The 23,606-nt window shown below is 61.8% G+C and carries 25 protein-coding genes and 1 pseudogene; 11 read left to right on the forward strand and 15 right to left on the reverse strand.

Features of this window, described 5'->3' with window-relative positions; all coding sequences use genetic code 11:
* Window positions 1–6: 6 nt before the first annotated feature.
* The 5 genes from gorA to D0550_RS32750 are packed head-to-tail and all read right to left on the reverse strand — an operon-like array spanning window position 7 to window position 3,405.
* Window positions 7–1,350 (reverse strand): glutathione-disulfide reductase, encoded by a 1,344-nt coding sequence (gene gorA, locus D0550_RS32730; RefSeq protein ID WP_116813386.1) that lies wholly within the window; start codon window positions 1,348–1,350, stop codon window positions 7–9.
* Between the two features lie 8 nt (window positions 1,351–1,358).
* Window positions 1,359–1,640: a YheU family protein gene (locus D0550_RS32735; protein WP_153067457.1), complete on the reverse strand. Its 282-nt coding sequence runs from the start codon at window positions 1,638–1,640 to the stop codon at window positions 1,359–1,361.
* Window positions 1,641–1,643: 3 nt separating this feature from the next.
* Complete coding sequence (locus D0550_RS32740; protein ID WP_116813388.1) at window positions 1,644–2,765, reverse strand: DUF1615 domain-containing protein; 1,122 nt, start codon at window positions 2,763–2,765, stop codon at window positions 1,644–1,646.
* Entirely contained in the window at window positions 2,762–3,031 is a 270-nt protein-coding gene (locus D0550_RS32745; protein WP_116813389.1) for a GIY-YIG nuclease family protein, read from the reverse strand. Before D0550_RS32745 ends, D0550_RS32740 begins: the two co-directional genes overlap by 4 nt.
* Before the next feature lie 35 nt (window positions 3,032–3,066).
* The gene (locus D0550_RS32750) at window positions 3,067–3,405 is read right to left on the reverse strand and encodes a hypothetical protein (RefSeq protein WP_116813390.1); all 339 of its coding nucleotides are present in this window, start codon (window positions 3,403–3,405) and stop codon (window positions 3,067–3,069) included.
* 170 nt (window positions 3,406–3,575) lie between these two features.
* Here D0550_RS32750 and D0550_RS32755 point away from each other — a divergent pair, with 170 nt between their 5' ends.
* On the forward strand, window positions 3,576–4,214 hold the full coding sequence (locus D0550_RS32755) for a glutathione S-transferase family protein (RefSeq protein ID WP_116813422.1): 639 nt from the start codon (window positions 3,576–3,578) through the stop codon (window positions 4,212–4,214).
* A gap of 271 nt (window positions 4,215–4,485) precedes the next feature.
* Here D0550_RS32755 and D0550_RS32765 read toward each other — a convergent pair whose 3' ends face one another.
* Window positions 4,486–5,871 (reverse strand): alpha/beta hydrolase family protein, encoded by a 1,386-nt coding sequence (locus D0550_RS32765; protein WP_116813423.1) that lies wholly within the window; start codon window positions 5,869–5,871, stop codon window positions 4,486–4,488.
* A gap of 143 nt (window positions 5,872–6,014) precedes the next feature.
* Here D0550_RS32765 and D0550_RS32770 point away from each other — a divergent pair, with 143 nt between their 5' ends.
* From D0550_RS32770 to D0550_RS32780, 3 genes are all read left to right on the forward strand, one after another.
* Window positions 6,015–6,221 carry a DUF6494 family protein gene (locus tag D0550_RS32770; protein WP_116813392.1) on the forward strand — a complete coding sequence of 69 codons (207 nt, stop codon included), beginning with the start codon at window positions 6,015–6,017 and terminating at the stop codon, window positions 6,219–6,221.
* A 183-nt stretch (window positions 6,222–6,404) separates the two neighbouring features.
* Window positions 6,405–7,496, forward strand: a complete 1,092-nt coding sequence (locus tag D0550_RS36630) for a glycoside hydrolase family 11 protein (protein ID WP_116813393.1) — start codon at window positions 6,405–6,407, stop codon at window positions 7,494–7,496.
* Window positions 7,497–7,534: 38 nt separating this feature from the next.
* Window positions 7,535–8,677 (forward strand): methyltransferase family protein, encoded by a 1,143-nt coding sequence (locus D0550_RS32780; protein WP_116813394.1) that lies wholly within the window; start codon window positions 7,535–7,537, stop codon window positions 8,675–8,677.
* Between the two features lie 2 nt (window positions 8,678–8,679).
* On the opposite strand, the gene D0550_RS32785 is transcribed toward D0550_RS32780, so the two are convergent.
* A complete protein-coding gene (locus tag D0550_RS32785; RefSeq protein WP_116813395.1) occupies window positions 8,680–9,924 on the reverse strand; it encodes a DUF763 domain-containing protein in 1,245 nt (414 codons plus the stop codon).
* A gap of 147 nt (window positions 9,925–10,071) precedes the next feature.
* Here D0550_RS32785 and D0550_RS32790 point away from each other — a divergent pair, with 147 nt between their 5' ends.
* Together D0550_RS32790 and D0550_RS32795 are read left to right on the forward strand one after the other, a co-directional pair.
* On the forward strand, window positions 10,072–10,269 hold the full coding sequence (locus D0550_RS32790) for a hypothetical protein (RefSeq protein ID WP_116813396.1): 198 nt from the start codon (window positions 10,072–10,074) through the stop codon (window positions 10,267–10,269).
* A gap of 103 nt (window positions 10,270–10,372) precedes the next feature.
* Complete coding sequence (locus D0550_RS32795; RefSeq protein WP_116813397.1) at window positions 10,373–11,368, forward strand: diguanylate cyclase; 996 nt, start codon at window positions 10,373–10,375, stop codon at window positions 11,366–11,368.
* Here D0550_RS32795 and D0550_RS32800 read toward each other — a convergent pair.
* The 5 genes from D0550_RS32800 to D0550_RS32820 form a co-directional block, all read right to left on the reverse strand.
* Window positions 11,365–12,021, reverse strand: a complete 657-nt coding sequence (locus tag D0550_RS32800; protein ID WP_116813398.1) for a YfaZ family outer membrane protein — start codon at window positions 12,019–12,021, stop codon at window positions 11,365–11,367. The genes D0550_RS32795 and D0550_RS32800 overlap by 4 nt on opposite strands.
* A gap of 146 nt (window positions 12,022–12,167) precedes the next feature.
* Window positions 12,168–12,752: a pyridoxamine 5'-phosphate oxidase family protein gene (locus tag D0550_RS32805; RefSeq protein ID WP_116813399.1), complete on the reverse strand. Its 585-nt coding sequence runs from the start codon at window positions 12,750–12,752 to the stop codon at window positions 12,168–12,170.
* A 52-nt stretch (window positions 12,753–12,804) separates the two neighbouring features.
* On the reverse strand, window positions 12,805–13,287 hold the full coding sequence (locus D0550_RS32810) for a GDYXXLXY domain-containing protein (RefSeq protein WP_116813400.1): 483 nt from the start codon (window positions 13,285–13,287) through the stop codon (window positions 12,805–12,807).
* Window positions 13,284–14,261: a DUF4401 domain-containing protein gene (locus D0550_RS32815; RefSeq protein WP_116813401.1), complete on the reverse strand. Its 978-nt coding sequence runs from the start codon at window positions 14,259–14,261 to the stop codon at window positions 13,284–13,286. Before D0550_RS32815 ends, D0550_RS32810 begins: the two co-directional genes overlap by 4 nt.
* Window positions 14,258–15,256 (reverse strand): DUF2157 domain-containing protein, encoded by a 999-nt coding sequence (locus tag D0550_RS32820; RefSeq protein ID WP_116813402.1) that lies wholly within the window; start codon window positions 15,254–15,256, stop codon window positions 14,258–14,260. The genes D0550_RS32815 and D0550_RS32820 overlap by 4 nt, the downstream gene beginning before the upstream one ends.
* A gap of 125 nt (window positions 15,257–15,381) precedes the next feature.
* Between D0550_RS32820 and D0550_RS32825 the strand changes: the two are divergent.
* A pseudogene (locus D0550_RS32825) lies at window positions 15,382–15,705 on the forward strand (Lrp/AsnC family transcriptional regulator); the annotation flags it as partial.
* Here D0550_RS32825 and D0550_RS32830 read toward each other — a convergent pair.
* A complete protein-coding gene (locus D0550_RS32830; protein ID WP_116813404.1) occupies window positions 15,677–16,474 on the reverse strand; it encodes an alpha/beta fold hydrolase in 798 nt (265 codons plus the stop codon). The pseudogene D0550_RS32825 and the gene D0550_RS32830 overlap by 29 nt on opposite strands.
* Window positions 16,475–16,669: 195 nt before the next feature.
* Window positions 16,670–18,088: a pectate lyase family protein gene (locus D0550_RS32835; RefSeq protein ID WP_116813405.1), complete on the reverse strand. Its 1,419-nt coding sequence runs from the start codon at window positions 18,086–18,088 to the stop codon at window positions 16,670–16,672.
* 219 nt (window positions 18,089–18,307) lie between these two features.
* Between D0550_RS32835 and D0550_RS32840 the strand changes: the two genes are divergently transcribed.
* The 4 genes from D0550_RS32840 (at window position 18,308) to D0550_RS32855 (ending at window position 21,895) form a co-directional block, all read left to right on the forward strand.
* On the forward strand, window positions 18,308–19,267 hold the full coding sequence (locus D0550_RS32840) for a DUF808 domain-containing protein (RefSeq protein WP_116813406.1): 960 nt from the start codon (window positions 18,308–18,310) through the stop codon (window positions 19,265–19,267).
* 89 nt (window positions 19,268–19,356) lie between these two features.
* Complete coding sequence (locus D0550_RS32845) at window positions 19,357–20,517, forward strand: epoxide hydrolase family protein (RefSeq protein ID WP_116813407.1); 1,161 nt, start codon at window positions 19,357–19,359, stop codon at window positions 20,515–20,517.
* Between the two features lie 89 nt (window positions 20,518–20,606).
* Window positions 20,607–21,476, forward strand: a complete 870-nt coding sequence (locus D0550_RS32850; protein ID WP_116813408.1) for a hypothetical protein — start codon at window positions 20,607–20,609, stop codon at window positions 21,474–21,476.
* A 68-nt stretch (window positions 21,477–21,544) separates the two neighbouring features.
* Window positions 21,545–21,895, forward strand: coding sequence for a hypothetical protein (locus D0550_RS32855; protein ID WP_116813409.1), 351 nt, complete (start codon window positions 21,545–21,547; stop codon window positions 21,893–21,895).
* A 7-nt stretch (window positions 21,896–21,902) separates the two neighbouring features.
* On the opposite strand, the gene D0550_RS32860 is transcribed toward D0550_RS32855, so the two are convergent.
* Window positions 21,903–23,576 (reverse strand): dipeptidyl-peptidase 3 family protein, encoded by a 1,674-nt coding sequence (locus D0550_RS32860; RefSeq protein ID WP_116813410.1) that lies wholly within the window; start codon window positions 23,574–23,576, stop codon window positions 21,903–21,905.
* Window positions 23,577–23,606 lie beyond the last annotated feature (30 nt).

Genomic DNA, 23,606 nt, shown 5'->3' on the forward strand with positions numbered 1-23,606 from the left:
GGCGGGCTATTTCAGCAGCACCAGCTCCTCGGCCATGGTCGGATGCACCGCGACCACTTCGTCGAGCTGCGACTTGCCAAGCCCTGCTTTCACGGCGATCGCCAGCACCTGCAGAATCTCCGGCGCATCCGGCCCGATCATATGAGCGCCGACGATTTTCTCGGTGGCTGCGTCGACGATGACTTTGTATAGCGCGCGCTCGTTGCGACCCGCGAGCACGTTCTTCATGGGTCGGAAGTCCGCGGTGTAAACCTTGACGGCGCCGAGCTGATTGCGCGCCTCGCCTTCCGTCAGCCCGACACCCGCCAGCGGCGGATGACTGAACACAGCGGCAGGAATGCAGTTGTAATCCACTTTCGTCGGCTTCTTGCCGAACACCGTGTCCGCGAACGCTTGTCCCTCGCGGATCGCCACTGGTGTGAGCTGCACGCGATTGGTCACATCGCCGACTGCGTAGATGGATGGGCAGGTCGAGCGGCTTTCGTCATCCACTCGAACCGCGCCTGCTTCGTCGATCTCGACGCCGGCCGTCTCCAACCCCAGCCCACGCGTGTTCGGCACGCGGCCGGTAGCAAACATCACGGCATCGCATTCGACCGGACCGCCAGGCATGTGCACCGTCAGCGCCCCGCTGTCTTCCTTGACGATCTTTTCGATGGGCGAATTGAACAGGAACTGGATGCCTTTGATCATCGAGATCTGCAGCAGGCGATCGCGGATCTGCGCGTCATAGCCTCGCAGGATCGCATCCGATCGATTGACCAGCGTGACCTTCACGCCGAACTCGTTGAACACGCCGGCGAATTCGTTCGCAATGTAGCCGCCGCCCGCGATCAGCATACGCTTGGGCAACTGCTCCAGATGGAATGCCTCATTGGAAGTAATGCCGTGCTCGCATCCCGGCGACGTGGGCACATGCGGGCGTGCACCGGTCGCGATGAGAATCACATCGGCAGTGTATTCGCGCTCGCCGACGCGCACGCTGTTTGGACCCGTGACGACGGCGCGCTCCAGCAGGATCTTCACTTTGTGATTTTCCAGCGTCTGCGTGTACAGGCCGCTCAGTCGCGTGACTTCGGACAATACGTTATCGCGCAGCGTCGGCCAGTCGAACTTCGCATCTTTCACATGCCAGCCAAAGCGGCGGGCATCTTCCAGGTCTTCGGCGAAATGCGCGCCGTACACCAGCAGCTTCTTCGGCACGCAGCCGCGAATCACACACGTACCGCCGAGGCGATATTCCTCGGCTATCGCAACTTTGGCGCCATGAGCCGCCGCCACTCGCGCCGCGCGCACACCGCCGGAACCGGCACCGATGACGAAAAGATTGAAATCGCTTTGGCTGGCCATGGAAGAATCTATTTGAGCTTTCGTGTCACCACGATGTCGACGGAGTTCGATTGGGGATCGAACATGATCTGCGCCTCGCCACGCTCCAGCTGGTGCATGACATGCGCCAGCTTTTCCTCGAGCGTGAAATCGCGCTCGCCGTACTCCGTCCCCTCGCGCAGCACGAACGATTCAATGACGCCGCGAAGCGCGTCGGCCGACAACTCGGTGTGCGGCACCGCCACGGGTGTCAGGTCTTCATCGTCCGGGTACATGGTCGAGGGATCGAACGGCATGCGTGACGATAGCACAGCTCAGCTCGCGCGGCCCCGCGCCAGACATTTCTGGTAGCGATCGTCGACGCGGCCGGCGAACCACCCAGTGGTGAGCTTGCGTGTGATCTTGGGACTCTCCAGCCGGATGCTCGGCACTAGCGCGCGCGGCACGGATCCCTTCAATCGCTGGTCCGCCAACGCGAACACGCGCTTGAACAGCTCACTGTCCTCGAACGACTGCTCACCGCCGAGCTCCAGATCCCGGCGAATTGCGCGATTGTCCATATCGATCTCGCCAGCCAGGCTGCGCACGGCCCGCTCGGTCTGGCTCGGCTCGTTCGAGCCGCCGATCAACAGATCGCCATCCAGCGCGAGTTTCGTCTTGGACAACTTGCTCACGGCATCCTGAAATGCCGCGTTACGACTGGCGTAGTGGCCCGCATTGAAGTCGGCGAAGCGGAACACCATGCCCGGATAGCTCACCGGATAGTCGAGCAGATGCGCGATGCCGAAATACATGCCGCCGCGTCGACTGAACACTTCGTCGCGCACGCTGCCCGACATGGGATAGGGATAGCGCTTCTGTCTGGCGTGCTGTTCAGCGTACGTGATGCTCACTTGCATCGGGCCACCGGTGCGAACTGGATTGAAGCTGCCAAACAGACGTTCGCCGAGCGGCACCATGCCGATGAAGTCGGCGAAGATGTCGCTCAATTCTGCCTCGGTGCCGACCTTCTCAATGCGCTCGCGATAGCTCTTGCCATTCGGCGATTCGACGCTCAACGCAGCGTCCACCAGAAACTTGGGAATCTTGTAGCGCGCGGCACGCGCATCGATTTCGCGACGGGCAATGGCAGGCAGGCCGGGCACGGGCGGACTCGCCTGAAACGTCGACTCCTGCTCGGTCACCGCGATCACCGCGCAAATGTTCTCCGACGTCGGCCGGACCGATAACGCCTCGAACGCAGCGAAGATGTCGATCGCCCAGCTCTCGCGATTCTTGACCGTCGGAGCAATGCGCCTGGCAATCTCCGCCCGCGCCTTATCCGGATCGATCGCCGGCTCACGCACCGGCGGACTCGTGCAGCTGGCGATCAGACTGATGCAAAAGAACACGGCCACGGTGCCGAGCCGACGCAGCTGCTGCGGGTTGAGGGTCATGAAGCTGATTGAGCGGCCTGCAACTGGGCCCAGGCCAGCCTGGCCGGGCGGTCCAACTTCTTCAACGCCGCTTCCGCTTTGAGGGCCTCGGACTTGCTGGCAAAAGCCTGCGTGGCGAGCACGCGCACCGGCGGATTGGAACGGGTGAACTTCGCGCCCTTGCCCTGGCTGTGAGCTGCGAAGCGGGCAGCAACGTCGGTCGCGATGCCCGCATAGGTACGGCCATCGCGGCAGACGAGCAGATATACCCACCAGCTTTGAGTCATGCGGAAAGGTTACCGCATGTGTCGCTGAATAATCTCTAGCGCAGCGCCGAGCGATCCGGCGCCATCACGCCGCCGATGGCCGCGCCGATGAGCAAACTCACGCTCGAAATCAGCGCCCACAAGCCCACCGCGAGTCCACCGAAAAAGCCCAGCACGGGACGGCCGAACGACGCCAACAGTCCCCACAGGCACAGGCCCACCACGATCGCCGGCAACACTGCCGCGCTCAGCCCGCGCCCTGCCGACCCCGCCTTGTACCCCCCCACCCAACCGCCGACCAGCCCGTTGATGGCCGGCAGGAAGAACAACACCAGACTGATCACGATCATCCACAGCGAGCTCGCCAGAATGGAGCTGTCCCGCGCTTGCGCCATTGTTCATCCCTCAGTGGTTGGTTCGAGCTTGTAACACGCAATTCGCACGCCGGTTCCTCGCTGCACATCGATGACCGTCTCGGGCGCAGCGATGGCGGTTCCTGTCCGTAGTTCGGGGACTCGTTACGCTACACTTTCGCATCGACAACAACGTCATGCTGGAGGCCGCCGTGACCTACACGCTCTACTATTCGCCCGGCGCCGCCAGTCTGGCGGTGCACTGGATGTTGATCGAGCTCGGCGTGCCGTTCGAGACGAAGCTGGTCAGCATCGATGACGGCGCGCAGAAATCGCCGGAGTACTTGCGTGTGAATCCCACCGGTCGCATTCCGACTCTGGCAATCGACGGCAAGCCGCATGGTGAGTCGGCGGCTCTGCTGATGATGCTGGCCGAGCGCCATCCAGAGCAGAAATTCGCACCGGCGCCGGGATCCGCCGCGCGCGCCGACTGGCTCGAGATGATGATCTTTCTGGCGAACACGATCCTGCCCGCCAAGCGCGATTGGTTCTATGCCGACAGCGATGGCGACCCGGCGGGCGCGCAGGCCGTCAGAGCGCTGGCGCGGCGTCGAATCGAAAGTGCATGGGACCGGCTCGATGCGCATCTGGCCGACGGCCGCACCTACCTGCTGGGCAGCGAATTGAGCACGGCCGACTTCCTGGCCACCATGGTCATGCGCTGGTCGCGAAACATGCCGCGCCCGGCGACCGCCTGGACCAACCTCGCGCCCTACATCCACCGCATGCGCTCCCGCCCCGCATTCATCGAGGTCAACGCTCGCGAGGGCCTGACGGACTGGCGAAATTAAGGGCCTGTGAACACAGGCCCTTAGCCTGTAGTCGATCCAGCTAAGGCGATGCCGTAGGGGAGATCGAGACCTCGCCGCACGGGCCTTTGGGCTATGCGGACGATGTTTGCTTGGTACTGCGCTCGTATGCTCGTTCACAGCTTCCAATCGCCTTCACCCGCAGAGGAACTCATGAGCATGCATACCCCCATTGCCGCTGCTGTCGCCACGTTCGAGAACTCGCCTGCCTGGATGAAAAACGCCGCGAGAGCCACGTTCCTGGCCCTGTTCGTCAAGGGCGCCGTGTGGGTGGGCGCGTCGTGGCTGGCGGTTCGGGGGATCGGCGGTCTGTAAGCCACGGGCCACCGACTCGCAGCTCCGCACTTCCATAGCCCCGTGCCCGCGGCTTGCCTTCGATGAAGTCCTGCATCATCTGGAAATAGCCTTCGGGCTGGCGCGTCGACACGCGTTCGCCATCCGCCTGCGTCTCGAACTCATACATCCCGTGATCCGCGCCGGGAAAAACCGCGGCCGTAATCGGTCGACCTGATTTGCTCAACGCGCCCAAGCGACGCAGCGTCTCCATCGGCGGCGCATCGCGATCCTGACCGCCGAGTATCCACAGCTGCGGCACGTCGAGATTCGCCAACACCGGCATCGGGTCGTAGCGCGCCGGCACGCCTTCGAGCAGCGGCGGGCCTTCCTTGCGGATCGACTCCTCTGACTCGGCCAGCAGGTACCAGGTGAAGTTGCCGCGGACCGACTTGAACCAGGGCTCGTCACCGTACTTGCGCTTCACGGCCGCGAGCTGCTCGTAGCCTTCAGTGAAGTTGCTCTCGATGATGCGTGCCGTGGCAGCGGCGATCTCCATGGCCTTGGCCTTGATCTCGGACCCGAAGCCGGCCCGCTCCATGTCGAACTCGATGGCCTCACGATCTTCATCGAGTGGCGAGACCGCAAGACCGAAGCTGACGATGACGAAGTCCACCGGCTCGATGCGTGCGGCCAGCGGCGCCACCCAGCCGCCTTGGCTTCCACCCTGATAGCCGATTCGTCCGGCGCGCGCGCCGGCAAGACGCTTCGCCTCTCGCGCGGCGTGAACTGCGTCCGTGGCCAACAGCAAATAATTCTGCGAATAACGTCCGCCGGAAGCGCCGGTGCCTCGCTTGTCATAGGCGAACACGCCGATACCAACACTCGCGAATTGCCGCTGCAGCGAGTAATCCTCGAGCGCCGAGGAGTGCTCGGCGCCATGAATCAACACGACGATGGGCACCCGCGCCTGCCCTGGCGGTAGCGTCAAGCGTCCGGCGAGCTCCACACCGCTGCCCTGAAAACGCGTGTCGATTTGAGTCAACTGCTCGCGGCGACCGGCGATGTCGTCGAACTTGACCTCACCCCGCTGGCAAGCGGAGAACGTGACGTAATGTCCGTCGGAGCGATCCGTCCAGCCCAGCGTGCTGGTCCAGCGGCCCTGGCCCTGCGAAGTCAGCACGCCCGTACGTCCATCCAGAAAACTCCAGCGCAGCTGGCCCTCGTCTCTGGCCCTGATGTCCAGCTTGGTCCCGTCCGCCATGGCGTAGATGCCGACTTCGCAAGGGCTGGGCTTTGCAGCAGCAGCCTCGACGGTACTGGCCAGCGCCAGCAGGATCAGCGACGTAGGGACCTTCCAATGCATGAGAACCACTTCCTCGACCCGTTGCGACAGCGACGTTCGACGCGGCTGCCGCACGTAAGGTTGCGGCGGGCGCGCAAGCAACAACTGTTGCGACTGGCGCGTTACCGCAGGGATTTTCCGTCACCGCGACTTCGGAGACAGCCATGAACGAGGACACCTTCAACATCAGCATCCGCAAGTTCTTGAAGATGGTCGGCGTCAGCTCGCAGCGCGAAATCGAGCACTCGGTCGCAGCGGCACTCCAGGCAGGTCGGCTCTCAGGCAATGAGTCCCTGCCCGCCCGCATGACGCTGGAGATCGACGGCGTACAGCTGCGAGTCGCGTTCGACGGGACGATCGAGCTGGAGTGACGCCCTCGTTCGGGCACATGTATATCCCACAAAACATTCGCCCCATCGCTTGACACATTGGCGCGGCAGGCGGATAAGTGACCCGCCGAAAGATAGCGGTACCATTTTTTCAGGAGGTTTATAACAAACTAGCCATCGAACGCCTGTTTTCATATTGACGCCACAACGAAGGGGGAATTTTCAATGAATGGAATCTATAGAAGATTTACCGTTGCCGGCACGCTGTTCTCCGCACTCGCCTGCGCAACTGCACTGTGCACCTCAGCCGCGAACGCCCAGACTCTGACTTCGAGTCAAACCGGCACTCACGGCGGTTATTACTACTCGTTCTGGACCGATGGCGGCGGCTCGGTGTCCTTCACCTTGCAGTCCGGCGGACGTTACTCATCGCAATGGAGCAATGTCGGCAACTGGGTCGGCGGCAAAGGCTGGCAGACCGGTGGACGCCGCACCGTGAGCTATTCGGGCAGCTTCAATCCATCCGGCAATTCCTATCTCGCGCTGTATGGATGGACCACCAATCCGCTGGTGGAATGGTACATCGTCGATAGCTGGGGCACGTGGCGCCCGCCGGGGGGCGAAGGTTATCTCGGCACCGTCACCAGCGATGGCGGCACGTACGATGTCTATCGCACGCAGCGGGTCAATCAGCCGTCCATCGAAGGGACTCGAACGTTTTATCAATACTGGAGCGTTCGACAACAGAAACGAGTCGGCGGCAACATCACCACCGGCAATCATTTCGACGCGTGGCGCAGCTATGGCCTGAATATGGGCACGTTCAACTACATGGTCATGGCGACAGAGGGCTATCAAAGCAGCGGCAGCTCCGACATCACGGTGAGCGATGGCGGCAGCAGCAGCTCATCCTCATCGAGCAGCAGTAGCAGTAGCAGTAGCAGTAGCAGTAGCAGCAGCAGCAGCAGCGGTGGCGGCGGCAACAAAACCATTCTCGTTCGCGCACGCGGCACGGTTGGCGGTGAATCCATCAGCTTGCGCGTCAATAACAGCAATGTCGCGACCTGGACGCTCTCGACCAGCATGCAAAACTTCACCGCGACCACCAGCTTGAGCGGCGGCATCACCGTTGCGTACACCAACGACAGCGGCAACCGCGACGTGCAGGTCGACTACATCCAGGTGAATGGGCAGACGCGTCAATCGGAAGCCCAAAGCTATAACACCGGGCTGTATGCCAACGGCAGTTGCGGCGGCGGCGGGTATAGCGAGTGGATGCATTGCAATGGCGCCATCGGTTACGGCAACACGCCGTAAGCTGTGCTCAATAACAATGACATCATGACTCGCGATCCATGAACGCCGAGGTTCGCGTCGTCCCTGCAAAGGGTGGATCCCCGTCCACCCTTTTTCACGGCACGCTCGCGCGGCTGTGCAGCCGTCGCTTCGTCTCGAATTACCTCTCGACCCTGGCCTTCATCGGCCTGTCGTACTGGATCATCACCGCGCTCAGCAACTTTCATCGCTCGATGCTGCAGGGTCAGTGGCAGCTCGGCATGTTCGGCATCGACGTGGTCATCACCGTGCACGCCGTGTTCGTCGCGCTGATCGCGATCTATGCGGTGATTCTGGTTCCCTACTATGCAGCGTATCCATGGATGCGCTCGAAGGCGTTCACGTTTGCGCAAGGTTTATGGTTCGCCTTGCGTCGTGATCGCAGCAACCTGCGGCTCTCATCGTTGGCGCGACAGGCGGGATTGGCGTTGCTGCTGAAATTTTTCTTTGCGCCGCTGATGATCAACTGGTGCTTGATCCACATCGCGAACCTGACGGGATCGTTGCTCCAGCTCATCGCTGGCAGCGGCGACAGTCTGTCGGCGCGTGAGCTGTTCGACACCGCGCTGTTCTGGGCCGCTTTCCAGCTGATCCTGTTCGTCGACACCCTGCTCTTCACGATCGGCTACATCATCGAGCTGCCCGCGCTCGGCAATCGCATCCGCTCCGTAGATCCGACGTTCTTCGGCTGGTTCATCTGTCTAGCCTGCTATCCGCCGTTCAACGATCTCACGTTACGCTTCCTGGAATGGCAGAGCAGCGACTTCCCGCAGTTCAGCAACGACTTCCTGCATCTCGCCATCAACAGCGCGGTGCTCGTCGCACTCGCCCTGTTCTCCTGGGCTTCTATCGCGTTGGGCTTCAAAGCCAGCAATCTCACGAATCGCGGCATCGTGACGCACGGTCCTTACGCATTCGTCCGGCATCCTGGTTATGCGGCGAAGAACCTCGCGTGGTGGCTGGGAGCCCTGCCCATCCTGGGAGCAACGCTAGCCGCAGGCCACTGGCGTGCCTTCGCTTACTCGCTCATCGCATTGTTCGGTTGGACCGCAATCTATGCACTGCGCGCCCTCACCGAAGAGCGCCACTTATTGCTGATCGACAATGGCTATGCGCAGTACGCGCAGAAAGTTCGCTGGCGCTTCGTGCCAGGCCTCTGGTAGCGCTACCTGTCGTCGAACACCGTCCGCCCACCGTACTCGGCGGCGTGTGCACGCTCATCGGCGATAAACGCATCGAAGTTTGGACCACTGACCCGCCCCTCGAGCACGCGCGCTTGAGCGTCGAGCCGACGAATCGCGGCGAGTCTGTCGTCGTTGCCGAGCTTGGCCCGGCCGACCGCATCCTTGAGGACACGAATCGTTTGATCGTAGACCTGCAATGGCACCGGAAATGGATGCCCATCCTTGCCGCCATGAGCCAGCGAGAAGCGCGCTGGATCGCTGAAACGCGCTGGCGCACCGTGCAGGACCTCAGCCACGAGCGCCAGAGCTGCAACCGTGCGCGCGCCCACGCCCGGCGTGAGCAGCAGATCGGCGAAATCCTTGGGGCCGCGATCCGCCGCCGCCGCGAGCGCTGCATGCAAGCGTCGCAACACGACGTCAGATGCACGCACCTCATGATGAGAGGGCAAGCTCAAGTGCGGCGCTAGCGTTTCCGGCGCCGGCTCCGACTCAGGAAATAAACTGAGCGCCGTATTCCCCGCATCCCGCCAGCGTTTCAACAACGCCACAGGCCGATCCGGGCCTGCATGCACGAGTTCGAGACCGGCGCGTCGATTCCGCTCGGCACGCGCATCCGCGAGATTGACGATCGAGCCCTGGTTGCGCCCCTCGATCGCCGCGTGCGGCGAGTCGAGAAAGCTCTGCAGATTCTCCGACAGCCAGTGATAACGCCGAGCTTCGCGCCGCTGCTCGTTCATTCCCTGCTGCACGACGCACCAGCGCCCTTCCGTGGTCACGATGAAGGCATGCAGATAGAGATCGTAACCATCCTGCACCGCTGCGCTATCGACCTTCGCAACCAGCCGACTGGCATTGGTGAGCGGGCTCGCATCGAGCCCGGTGCGATCGCCGAGTGCTGTCAGCTCCAACGGTGTCTGTCGCGACTTGGCGCCTTTACCGCCGCACACATAAATACCGAGTTCCTCCTGCACCGGCATGAGTCCACGCTTGAGTGCGCCAATCACACTGGTCGTGATGCCGGAGGAATGCCAGTCCATGCCCATCACGGCGCCGAAGGACTGAAACCAGAACGGATGCGCCAGCCGGCGCAGCAGCTCGTCCCGGCCGTACTCGATCACGATCGTCTCGGCGATGATCCGCCCCAACTTGGCCATGCGCGCGGACAACCACTGCGGAACATGCCCGCCGTGTAGGGGAAGATCAGCGCTGCCAGTTCGTTTGCCCATGAATCGAGAACGTTACCGGCTGCGATACCGTCTGTCGATTCGCGCCATCGATCATGACCATCACGTAACCTGCATGCGACTGACGTCATCCCTGCAATGGGCTACATTGATCGCGGGGCTGTCCCCTGCCGATGACTGTGAGTGTCGATGCAATATTCATGGTTTCAGTGGCGCGCCAGTGTGGTGGCCATCATTCAATTCGACTTTGGCGAAGTGCTGCGGGATGTGCGAGACGCGGACATCGACTGGGATTCGTGGCGCACCTTCTATGACGAAGGCCGCTCGCCGCAAGCCGCGGTAGATTGCGCCTTCTTGCGAGATCTGAGGAGATCCGGCTCAGCGTAACGCACTGTAGGTTCTGCCTGTCAGCGTATACAGACAGATCCCGTTGACCTGCGTTGCTGGCGATAATCGTGCTTCGATCCTGAAGCAGACGACGCCCGCACGAATGAAGCCGACCGACTCGATCCCGCTGCTCAACGCAGCGTCGCGTCCGACGATACTGATCGTCGACGACGATGAGACGATTCAGGAGCTGGTGAACCTTTACACCCAAGAGTACGGTTTCCAGACACGGCCGTGCGCGAGTGCCGAAGCGGCGCTCGAAGAGATGCGCAGGTCGTTCTGCCCGATCGTTATCACGGACGTGCAGATGCCGGGCATGGGCGGCTTGTCGCTGTGTCGGAAGTTACGGCACGGCAAGTGGCCGGGCTATGTCTACGTCATCGTGATGACTGGCCACGATGTGGAGGACGGCGTGATCGAGGCGCTCGACGCTGGCGCCGACGATTACCTACACAAGAACGCCCAACCTGCGGAACTGCGCGCACGCTTGCGAGTGGCAGAGCGCATCGTCACCCTCGAGCAACGTTTACGCCGCACGCTGGAAAGCAAAGCGCGTCAGGCCGCTTCCGATCCGCTGACCGATCTGCCCAATCGCCGCACGTTCGATCGCCGGCTCAACGCCGAATTCAAGCGCGCGCGGCGCTTTGCGGAGTCAGTGTCGGTGTTACTGATCGATGCGGACCACTTCAAGCAAGTGAACGACGAATACGGCCACCAGGTCGGTGACGAGGTCCTGCGCCATCTCGCAGTGACGCTGCGAGAACATCTGCCGCGCGAGTACGACGTGCTGGCGCGGATTGGTGGCGAAGAGTTTGCGGCGATTCTTCCTCACACCAGCCGAGAAGATGCAGGCGTCGTCGCAGAGCGACTGCGCGCCGCCATCGAGAGCTCACCGTTTCCCACTACCGCGGGCAAGCTGAATATCACCGTCAGTATCGGCGTCGGCAGTCTATCGAACCGCCTCAACACGGAGCCTCAGACGACGTTGGACGTGCTCGATGAAGCCGATCGCGGCTTGTATGAGAGCAAGCGGCTCGGGCGCAATCAGGTCACAGTAGCGCCCGCTGCGGAGCCACGCACCTTGCTCGAAGTTGGTTAGAAGCGGTAGGCGAGCCCGAAGAACACTTGGTTTTGCAGCGTTTTCCTGCTGTTCCCCTGCGTTGACGTGAGGTCGACGTGGAACCAGCGATAACCGCCGAATGCCTGAAAATTCTTTGCCAGCGCAATCTCGGCGCGCGCGCTCAGATCGACGAGCTCGTCCGCCGAGCCAAACGTGAGAATGTTGGGTGCATAGTACGCCTGGCCGGACACCGCGAAGTCGAGTTTCTTGTTGAGCACAAAGCGCAGATCGGCACCGAGGCTCAGCGCCATCACCTCCTCGTTCGGGTCACTGAGAAACGCCGCGTACACCTGCGGTCCAATCAGCAGGCTGAGCCTGCCGAGGTCGTAATCCACCGGAAACACCAGCCCCGAGCTCAGCACGATGTCGCGATCCTCGCTCAAAAAGAACGTGCCGGAAAAGCGACTGTTACTCGCACCGACAATCTTGCCGTTGGCAATATATCTGAGTTGCAGCGTGTCACTGCTCACCTGCACCTCGGCCACTTTGGCTTTTCCCTTGGGGATATCGCCTGGTTGGTCGCTCCGCTGCGCCATGGCGGTACCCGCTGCCGCCATGAGAACGATGATGGCCAGATAGATGCGCATGTTCTTCTCCATCTCCTCCGGAAGCTGTGCATAGCCAATGAACATGCACAGGAAAGGTTCCGGACGCGCGGCATGGTGCAAGTGCGATCAGTATTTTGTAAGTACAAGGTCGCGGCGCGCTGCCCGAGCACGCATCGTTGCATCGTCAATCGACCTGCCTTGCACTCAGTAGATCAAGGGACAGTTTTGCTTCACGCTTTTCGCGGCGGCACTACCTGCTGCCATGCCGGATTCGATTTCCAGCTCGGCTCCAGCGGCCGCTCACCATCGCGAGGAACATAGGGCGATGGTGTGCCTGCTGCCAGATCGGGGATGTAACGAGGACAGTTGGGAAAGATATCGATGGGAGTCACGCGCACCAACGCCTGTGCGCCGACGAACTCCTGCATCAGCGGATCGTCTAACATCACCTCTGCGTGGCCGTTCACACGCAGACGCTTGGGAGTCCCGCCCATGCTGATGAACAACAAACCTATGAACGGATTGAGTTCGATATTGCCAAGGCTCTTGAACATGCCGTTGCCGTCGTAGTCGGGCCAGACCAGCAGATCGGGCCGCACGATGCGTACAAAACCTGGTGGGCCGCCTTTGAAGGAACAGTCCGGGTGACCGTCGGCACTCGCAGTGGCGAGAAAGAAAAACTCGACCGAATGAATGAAGTCCCGGTCTTCTGCCGTGAATTCCGAGCGGCGCAGCCGCTCGACCAGCCGATCTGCCAACGCGATCGACCCGAAATGCTGCTGCAACTCACGATTGCCGCGGTGAAACATCGTCATGGGATGCCTCGCTCGTTGGGAGCAAGCGAAGCATACGCCAGCCGCGGCGTTCCTAGAGCGCCTTCAATTTCCCATCGCGCAGTCCAACCAGCACCGCTTCCCCGCTCGTACGGTCCAAGCGGAATTCACCAAAGCGCGCGCTGGTAAAGCGGTCGGCGCTGCCTTCTTCGAAGAACCAGGCGTTCGTCCCCAGCCATACGCCATCGTTGCGCAAGCGATAGCGGATGAAATGATCGGTAGCAACGCCCCGCTCTGCCAGCGTGGCGACGTGGCGTTCGTCGAGAACAATTGGTGCGCGTGGGTACGTATCGGAGTCCTGCACACGACGCGACTCGATTGCGTCGGCGAGATGGAAGCGCAACGCCATGTAGTCGCCCTGCATGAGCGAGCGAGGATCGACAGGCGCGAGCTCGATATAGATGGACTCGCCGGTGCTGATGATCCGCTCCTTGGCGCGAATCGAGTGATTCACGGCGACCAGCACGAGGATTGCGCCAAGCGCGATGATCGCGCGAGTCAGCTTTGAGCTCATCATGTCGCGGCCCTCTGCTGTGATTCATGGCGCTGCAACCACGTCGCCGCGAGCAGCGCGAGCACGCCGACGCCGAGCATGATGCAGGACTTAATTAGCAGGCTCAGGCCGAGCAGATAGTAGAACTGGCCGACGTGCAACAACGCACCGATGCTGGCGATGCCGATCAATGCACGACTCCGCAACCGAAACGCGTACACCACCGCCAAGAGCGCACCGATCGCGCCGAGTAGCGGCCACAGTGCCATCCAGTTGGTCCGATGCTGGTCTTCCCAGAACGTCAGGCTGCCCAAGGGTTCGGAGATCCAGGTTGCCAGCGACAGGCTGACGAGCAAACCAATCAGCGCCGCTCGTGCGAGCCGTTGCGCGGCACCTCGCATCCAACCGCTCTCATTATTGATGAGTGCGTGAACGATGCCGATGATGGGTAACCAGACGACGAACCATCCGATCAGCGCTGGCCCCAGTGCCTGCTCAGTAGCGCTGTAGCTGCTCGATCCCCACCATCCAAACCGAATCGCCAACGCCCACGCACAGCAGGCGAAGAATGCTGCGAGCATCCTTGCGAAGAAATTCGGCATTACCAACAACAACAGGATCTGCAGCGCGCAGGTCAACGCAGCCGTGGCAGCTTCGGAATGAGTCGCGTCATAGGCAGCCCACACCAGGGCGAATTGCCCCGCAATCGACAACGCCAGCGCGAACTGATCGAAGAATTGGCTGTCGCGATCCACAGCATACAAACCAAACGCTGCCGCCAGCAGCACCAGGCCCGCGAGCGTAATCGCGCCAGTGCTATCCGGTTTGAACAGCAGGGCGACGAAGATCAGCACAAATACGCCGGCCAGCCAACCCGACGCGCCGAGCACGATGCTGATGAACCACGGCCGATCGTGAGTCCCCGCAGGAACGTCATCGGAAGACTGCATGAGCCGACGCCGCACCAGTTCGTCCTTCAATTCCGTGGCGGAAATCATGCGACCTCCTCGCGCCACTGCCTGACGAGTGACATCAGAACGCGACTACTGACTGTCGAGCTCACCGTCAACCACAGCGCGAGCACCAGCGCCAGGCCAAGTTGATCGAAACCGCTGTGGGCGCCCAAGGCGTATGTGATTATCGCGATCAGACTTGCGGCCGTCAGCGCCAACGGAAACACATCGTTCCGTAACCGCATCGCATGGACCACCAACCCTGCTTCCACCGCCAGCACGACGAACAGCGCAAGGCCGCCAGAAGCATCCATCCTGTTCGGTGCCAATGCAACGATACCGGCCCAGGTCATGAAGCCGAATGCACACACGAGCGCCAGCCCCGCGACCCAGCGCGCAGCGCAGGCATTCCATCGCGCTCGCCTGCCAAACTCTGCCAACCCCCACAACGCCAGATTGAGCAGCGCCGGCACGAGCAGCTGCAAAGATGCGCCACCGCGCCAAGAAAAGAAGACGGCCCAGAGCCATCCGCCTCCAGGTCGCCCGCCGAAGAAAAGCAGTAACGCGATGTTGAAAACGATCAGCCATGCCGCGCTGAGCACCGACCACTGCCCTGCCACGACGAACCCCACGCCGAGCAACGCCCAAGTGAGGAACAGCTCGTAAACATCGGCGCCGGTCTGATACGTCTGGCCGAACAGCGCGAGCAATGCGCCGGTTGCGATAAAGGCCATCAACAATGTGTAGTGGCCAAGTGCGTGCGGCGGTGGCTTCCACAACGCCAGCGCGACACTGACGATAATGACGCCCTGGATCAGCGCGAATCTGCCGGTCACGCCCATGTCTTGCCAGTTCGCGGCGATGAAGAACACCAGCCCCGCCGCTAGCGACAGCACGCCCGCCAGTTGCAGCACTCTGACAAGGAACCCTCGAAGCTCGACACCCGACGGCCGCGCCGACGTGAGCTCCAGTGCGACTTCGGTCGCCTCGGCCGACAGACGATGATGAGCCACGAAAGCATCGAGCTCGCTTCGATTCATATTCTTCCCTGCCCGGCATCAGTCCGGCTTCGGCCCGGAGCCTACCGCACTCCGGGGGCGGCGAAAACTTCGCTTGAACTGCGCCCGCCGCTCCCGGGACACTTGGCTTTTACGGCAGCTTCCCCAGCGGCGTGATCGAGCGCTATGTCGCTTTGCTCAACCCGAGCAAGGTCGGCGCGGGCTTCACTGTGTTCGCGCGGGTCTGGCTCACCGGGCAGGACGAAGACACCGTCAACGCCTTCATTGCGGCGATCAAGGATCTATCGCAGATCACCGAGTGCCACTTGATGGCGGGCGACTGTGACTTCCTGCTACGAGTGGCGACCGCGGATCTGGATGCCTATCGGCGCTTTCAGACCGAGCATCTGGGCCGCATCAAAGCGGTGAAGAGCATCAAGTCCGAGATCCCGATGCAGAAGATCAAGCAGTCGTCGCAGCTGCCTCTTTGAGAAACGAGGTCGTCAGCTGCAGCACTTCCTCGCGCCGCTCACGATGCGGCACGTGGCCGCACCCTTCGAGCAGGATCATCTGCGACGGTCCGCTCACACCGCCGGCAATGCGACGCGGGAACGCCTCCGAGCCATACTCGTCATGATCGCCATGAATCGCGAGCACCGGGCAACGGATGCGGCCGAGATGCGGGTCGAGACTCCAGTTCGCAAACTCGGGTGACAGCCAGACTTTGATCCAGGCATCGAGCACCCACTGTGCTCGATCGCCGTGCCACTTCGCGAGCTTCTGCAACTGCACGGGATCCTCGAACGCCGTCTGTGCAGCACGAATTCCCTCCAGGGTGCGTGGCTCGACGAAGGCCTGCGCGGACTCAGTGATGACCGCGTCGCAAGCCTCGCCCAACGACGCTGCGATTCGCAGCGCCATCGATCCGCCTACGCTGTGACCGAACAGCGCAAAACGCTCCAGTCCCAGGGCGCTGCGCACGGCAGGGAAATATCGTTCCGCCTCGGCATCGATGAACTCGATCGAGGGCCGGTCCGTGCGCTGCGTAGATTGGCCGAAGCCGAGTCGATCATAGGCAATGACGTGTCGATGCAACGCCTCGGCCAGCAGTGCGGGAAAATCGCGCCACATTTCGACGCTGCCCAACGAATCGTGCAGCAGCACGAGGGGTGAGCCTTGGGCCCGTGCAACGTGCCACTGACGAATAAAAATCCGCCCCGCCGGTATGTCGACGAATGTGTCGGTCGTTGCGTTGGTCATTGCTTCGCCTTGAACAGGAACGGCGAGCTTTATAGGCGAAGTCGGCGGGCATGGGATTGCTATTTTGGCCGCTTCGGTTGGTTTTTTTAGCACGCCGTTGCGTGTTTTCAGCCTACCTTGGCATGGAATAAAAAAGCCGCCTGGGTCCCTCGTTGCACGAGGGACGCAGACGGCGAACTCACAACCCAGGTGAATTTAATTGTTGGCCAGCACCGGCGATGAGGGCGACTTGCGTGGGCGCCCCTCCACGTCCGCAGCCATGCCGTGCAACCACAGCTCGAGATTCGTGTAACCGCTCTCGGTCACCGCGTTCGGGTCCGCGGGCAAGCTCAGCGGACGCGAGTTCTGAGCCATCGCCGGCCAGCCGCCGCCATTGCGCTCGCAGCGCGCAGTGCCATTGGGCGCCACGCAATTGATGATGCGATTGGTGCCGTTGCGCACTCCCTCGACGATACGAGCATCCACGCTGTCGCGATCGGCCGGGCGAGCACCGACATTCTTCAGCACGTGATTCTTCACCACGTTGTCCGAAGTCGGCAGCGTCGTCATGCCGGCCGGCCACGACACCGGCGAGCTGGATCTGAAGTCCGCAGGCGTCAACGAGCCATAGATCGAGCCCGCCGCCGACCAGTCGTAATCGGTCGTCGCCGTCCCGGCCTGATTGTCGACGAGGAACACTTTGGCGCCAGGGCGCAAAGCGCTTGCATCCGCACGCAAACCGATCGGCGGGTTGCTGCTGGCGGTATCCGGACCGCGAACGTACACGTTGCCGACCACGGAGTTCTGGGTCACCGCGCCGCGACTTTGCAGGTCCGTAGCGGTGTTGCTCCAGTTGTAGATCACGTTGTTGACCAGAGCGACCTTGGTCGCGGCCGTCATCGGCATACGCGACTCCATGCTCGCCATGAGATTGCCGGCCAGGGTCGCGTTGCCGTCCACCGGCCCGATCAGCACGCCGAAGCCATGCTTGCCCTCCGGATGAATGGACTCGTGCAGCGCCTCGGCGAAGATATTGTTGGTCAGGCTGATGTTGTTCCAGTTCTGCCAGGCGCTCGCCATTTCGTCGAGCGACCAGGTGAACGAGCAGTGATCGATCACGATATTGGTGATGGCAGCGCCGCCGTCCGGGCCTTCGATCTTCAAGGCGTCGCGATTGCTGGCCGGCTCGCCGGCGGGATCGTCGCCGGGCCGCACGCTAATGTGCTGGACGAGCACGTCGGATGCCTTCACCAGCAGGCCCGCCCCTCGCAGCATGATGCCGGGCGACGGTGCAGTCTGTCCTGCGATCGTGATGTTTGGATTGCGCACTGTGAGATCGTCACTGAGTGGAATCGTGCCGGAGACTTCGAACACGCACACACGCGGACCACTCGCATCGACGCATGCTTTGAGCGAGCCGGCGCCGTCGTAGTTGAGATTGGTCACGCGATACACAGTGCCGCCGCGGCCGGCGGACGTGTTGATGCCGGAAGTCTTCGCTCCCGGAATTACAGGAACAGCAGCAGCGGCGAAGGATGCCGCAGCGGACGTGACAGCAGCGGCCGCGATCAAGCAGACACGCACAGCGCGCGCCGCGGGACGATTCGAAATAGACTTCGGCGAACGTTCAGTCATCAAGGGTTCCTCGTTGTCTGGCAGAGCGGCCGGGGCGATGAAGAAACGTTACAAGTCCGCCTTATGGGATCCCATCGGAGAAGCCCTGAACCAGGGCACAGATGCCCTGGCGGCCCGTCGTTGCTTCGCCTGCATGTAAAAGTGTCTGTGCGAGTTTTCACCCCCGTGGCTACCCGTCATTTCCTTGCTTTGTCGACGCGGGCACGCCAATCTTGCGCAATGGCTTCAGGATTTGCGGCACTCCTCGATGACGTTGCGGCGATCGCCAAACTCGCGGCGGCGTCCCTGGACGATGTAACCGCAGCCGCTGGCAAAGCCGGCTCCAAGGCGGTGGGTGTGGTCGTCGACGACGCGGCCGTGACCCCTGGCTATGCAATGGGTTTTACGCCCGAACGCGAGCTGCCCATCGTCTGGAAGATTTCGCTCGGCTCGCTGCGAAACAAGTTTCTGTTCCTGCTGCCGGGCGCATTGCTGTTGAGCGTGTTCGCGCCCTGGGCAGTGACGCCGATTCTGATGCTCGGCGGCGCCTATCTGTGTTTCGAAGCCACCGAGAAAATCATCGAATCGATCGTGAAAAGCCCGCACGATGCGGATCAGCCGCCCAAGGTCGAGCAGCTCGCGCAGAGCTCCGCCGAGATCGAAGCGCAGAAGGTGGCGGGCGCCATTCGCACCGATCTGATTCTCTCAGGCGAGATCATGGCGATTGCTCTGGCCACCGTGGCGGATCGTCCGTTTGCAATCCAAGCCGGTGCGCTCGCGCTCGTGAGCCTCGCGCTCACGATTGGCGTCTATGGCGTCGTTGGCTTGATCGTGAAGATGGATGATATCGGCGTGCACCTCGCCAGACGCGGCTCGGCGCTGCGACGTAGCGTCGGACGAGGACTGGTGAAGTCGATGCCTCATCTCATGGAAGCACTCAGCGTCATCGGTGTCGCCGCGATGCTGTGGGTAGGCGGCGGAATTCTCGTGCACGGACTCGAACACTTTCACCTGGACACAGTGCCCCTTGCTATCGAAGCACTCGCTGAGAAAGCTCATCGTGCACCGGTGCTCGGCGCAGTCGCCGCGTGGTTGACGTTCGCAGCGGGCGCGGCTGTCGTCGGGCTCGTGGTAGGCGGTGTGATCGTTGCCATCCTGCACTTCCTGCCCAGGCGCAAACACTCAGTCACTGCCGGCTGATATAACTTCGGCTCATAGATCGGCGGCCCTTTTAATTGGATTTGTCCCCGTCGCACCGCTTGTAGACTCGGCGCGCGACAGGAGGATCCATGACGAGTCTGAAGATCGACCGCTTTCGCTTCGAGGCATCATCGCTGGCACTGGACGATCTGCAGCAGCGACTGCGCCGCTCACTCTGGCCAGATGAGATCGATGCCGAGCCCTGGCGTTACGGCCCGCCGCTGGCGTATATGCAGGGCTTCGTCGACTACTGGCTCAATGAATATGACTGGCGGCGTCACGAAGCACACTTGAATTCGTTTCCTCAGTTCACCGCGCAGATCGACGAGCATCGCATTCACTTCATCCATCAAGTTGGCCAAGGGCCAGCGCCCCTCCCGCTGGTGCTGACGCACGGCTGGCCAGGCAGCGTCGTGGAGATGCTCAAGATCATTCCGCTGCTGACCGATCCAGCCGCCCATGGCGGCGATCCTGCCGATGCCTTTACTGTGATCGCGCCTTCGATTCCCGGCTATGGTTTTTCGAGTCGCCCGGCGCAGCGAGGAACAAACGTTTTCGTCGTTGCCGATCTGTGGGCAAAGCTGATGAGCGGCTTGAACTATTCGCGCTTTGGCGTGCAAGGCGGCGATTGGGGATCGTGGATCAGCGCCGCCACGGCACTGCGACATCCGGACCGAATCCTCGGCCTGCATCTCAATTATCTCTCGACGCGCTCCCGCCCCGCGTTGAGCCCCAGCGATCCACCGCTGAGTGCTGCCGAGGAGGATTATCTGGCGCGGGTGGCGAAGTGGGCCGACGCCGAAGGTGCTTACATCGCGATCCAGGGCACCAAACCTCTGACGCTGAGCTACGCGCTTACCGACTCACCCGCGGGCCTGGCGGCATGGCATGTCGAGAAATTTCGCAGTTGGAGCGACTGTCGGGCCGAGCCCGACGAAGCGCTCACCAAGGACGAGATGATCACCGACATCATGCTCTACTGGCTCACCGGCACCGTCCATTCCGCCCTGCGTTTCTACAGCGAATCGCGTGAACATCCTTTTCATCTGGCGGCCGGGCAGAAAATCACGCCGCCCTGCGGCATCGTCCACCTGCCCAAGGAACTCCCCATGCCTCCGCGCAGTTGGGCCGAGCGCGCGTTCAATGTCGTGCACTGGTCAAACCTGCCTCGCGGCGGTCACTTCGCCGCTTGGGAGCAGCCGCAACTGCTCGCCGAGGACATTCGCAAGTTCTTCAGGCCGCTGCGCTGACGCAGTGGGAGGATGCCGGCTCTCAGTTGCGCCTGCTACGATTACGGTGCCGTGTGGAATCAGTCCCCGCGGGAGTAGGAGCACGCGCTATGAACCAGCCGATCAATATCCTGCTGCAAACGACCATCGAGCCCACCGAGAACGACTGGCACATCGGCCGCTTCTCGATGCTGCGTGACTATCTCGCTTCATTGAGCACGCCCGATGGTGCTCCCATGTTCAATGTCACTGCGCGCGATCGAGACCCGCTCGGCGCGCCGGATTCGGTGCTGTCTGCGCTCGACCGCTCCGACTATGACGAGCTATGGCTGTTTGCTGTCGATGAGGGCAATGGCCTCGACGATGTGGACCGCGCCGGAATTCTGCGCTTCCGCGCTCGGGGCGGCGGGCTCATGATCACTCGCGATCACATGGATCTGGGTTGCTCGATCTGCGACCTCGGCGACATCGGTGCGGCTCACGTGTTCCATTCGCACAATGCAGGTCCGAGCATTCCACCGCCGGACGACACAGATACACCACAAATCCAGTGGCCCAACTTTCACTCGGGCGCGAACGGTGCGGCTCAGCGAATCACTGCTGTGCCGCCAGTGCATCCTGTCATGCACGACATGGAATCCGACACTGGCACGATCAGGTTTCTGCCCGCGCACCCCCATGAAGGCGCAGTGATCGCCCCCGCTTCCGCTGCGCATGCCAGAGTGATCGCGACAGGCCACAGCCTGTCGAGCGGCCAACAATTCAACATCGCTGTAGCCTTCGAACGCAGCGGAACCGACGGCCCCGCAATCGCAGAATCCACCTTTCATCACTTCGCCGACTACAACTGGGATCCCCACCGCGGCAGCCCCGACTTCGTCAGCGAAACACCGGTCTATGACCTGCCGAATTCACCGGCGATGGCCTCGGTCCATCATTACGTTCGCAACATGGCGTTGTGGCTGGCTGGCAGACTCTGACACTTCAGGTGTGTTCTGCGGCTCATTTAGTTGCACACTACCCCGCGCATGCCTGAGCCGGAGGTGCCATGGAACCCATCGTCAATCGATTCCCGACCGACCCACGGCAGAGCGCCGGCATGTCGGACTGTTTCACCGAGTGGTACGCCGCGAATGAATCGATTCGCCGCCTGTGGGCTGTCGAGGATCGCGACTCGCTCATCGTGGTATTCATTGCGCTCGAGCCAACTTCGGACGGCGACGACGCCCTGCCCGTGTGGCTCGCCAAAAGCTCGCAATGGGCAAACGAGCTTGCCGAACTGACCCGCCGCGACGTGCAGCTGCAACTGCTCAATTCAAATGAACTCGAACAGCGCAGCGTGAGCGCCGCGACGACGGTCGCGGCGCTCAGCTGGCGCGATCCCTGGCTATTCGAGTGATCCCGTATTACTGCGCCAGAGTGCTCGCGGTAACGAACTGGGGAGCGATATCGACGGGCACCTGTCCCAGCTGATCCAGCACCCGCTGCACTTCGGGCCGGATGACGGACATGCGATCCATCAGACGTTTGACGCCGGCGTAGTCGCCATGCGCCTGCAGCGTCATGATCTGGCTCGTCAACGCCGTGACCGCTCGCTTGGTCTTGGGAACATCGAGCGAGAAGCGACCTTCCGAGTCGATGCGGACGGCACCGGCGTCGAGCAGATGATTCACCTGTAACGCCATGCCCTTCGCGTGCGCGGCGTTCAAACCAAAACGCAGCGTGCGGAAGGTCGAGGCCAGGAACGTTACATACATGTTGCGTTCCTGCTTCTTGTCGAGGAAGCCCTTGTCCATCAGGTACTGCAGCGCCCAGAGCCCGGAGACATCGGCCTTGGCCTCCTCCAGCGGACCGTTCAGTTCCTTCAGCTCTTGCCGCACTGTGGTCTGCCGGCCGCCCACTTCGATGGTCTGCGGGCCGAGACCGTGCATCAGCTCGTGCATCAGAATGTGAGTGAAGAATGCATCGAACGACAGCAGCGACCGATCCTGTGGCACGAGCGCAATGGCCGCGATCGGCGTCAACACCTTGTCGAACTTCGCCTGCTGGAAGTTCTTCAACAGCACCCGCTTCGAGCCCTTCTCCGCAACCACACGCTCGTCGTTCGGCAAGTTGAACGCAGCGGTCTGCACGCCGTGATTGCCGTCACCCGCCGCGAACACGACATTCACGACCTTGATCGGTGAGTAACCGCCGAGCTTCGGCTTGCGGAATTTCTTGTCGATGGGCAGATGATCTTCCAGATCCTGCAGCTGCGAGCTGAAGCGCTTGAGCTTGTCCGTCTCCGCCGCGTCGGTCAGGGTGATGAAGGATTCGAAGGCTGCTTTGAAGTTGAACCACTCGTCTTCGTAAACCTCATAGGGCCCGATGGTAGGCTCGATCGAAGCGTCCAGCTCCATCCAGGCCACGTCGCTGGCGTAGTAATCGTTGGCAACAAACGCCTCGGCGCGCTTCTCCAGAAATGCTTTCAAGGTCGGCTGCTGAGTGAGCGCCGCCGCCTCGCGCAGCAGACGCGCCATCTCCATCAGCTCGCCCTGGTATTCGAGCGAATAAGGCACGGCCATGAACTTGCCATCGGCGCCGCGACGAATGGTCGTAAAGAAGCCCGTGGCTTCGGCCTTCTCGGCTTGCGGCAGACCTTGCATCCAACGGTCGAGCTGCTCGCGGGTCGCGTCGGCCGGATAGAAATTCGCGCCCTGCGGCTTGGCGCCCACGCCCGGCAGGAACGGACGATCCTGATCGAGCTCGGACCACGGGCCCTTGTTGAGCAGGAAATAGTCGACCCTCGCACGGCCCAAAGCGCTGCGGTCCGACAGCAACTGCAAGAGCAATGCATCGTTGCCCGCGAACCGCTGGCGCATGAACAAAGCATCGACATAACGCGATGCCTCCACCAACTTGGCCAGCGCCGCTCGTTCCTGCGGCGGCAGATTGGTCAGATCGACCTGCACCTCGACCGGCGCAAAGCGCGCCGCCATCGAGGCGAGTTGCTCCGGATTGGGCAGGTTCTCAGCGACCGACGCTACCGACCACAGATTGCATACAGCCAGTACCGCACTGGCGAGCAGGGTTTTACGCATGGCCGGTAATCTGCCCGCGGCCAGTGACCA

It is taken from the genome of Steroidobacter cummioxidans (assembly GCF_003104955.1).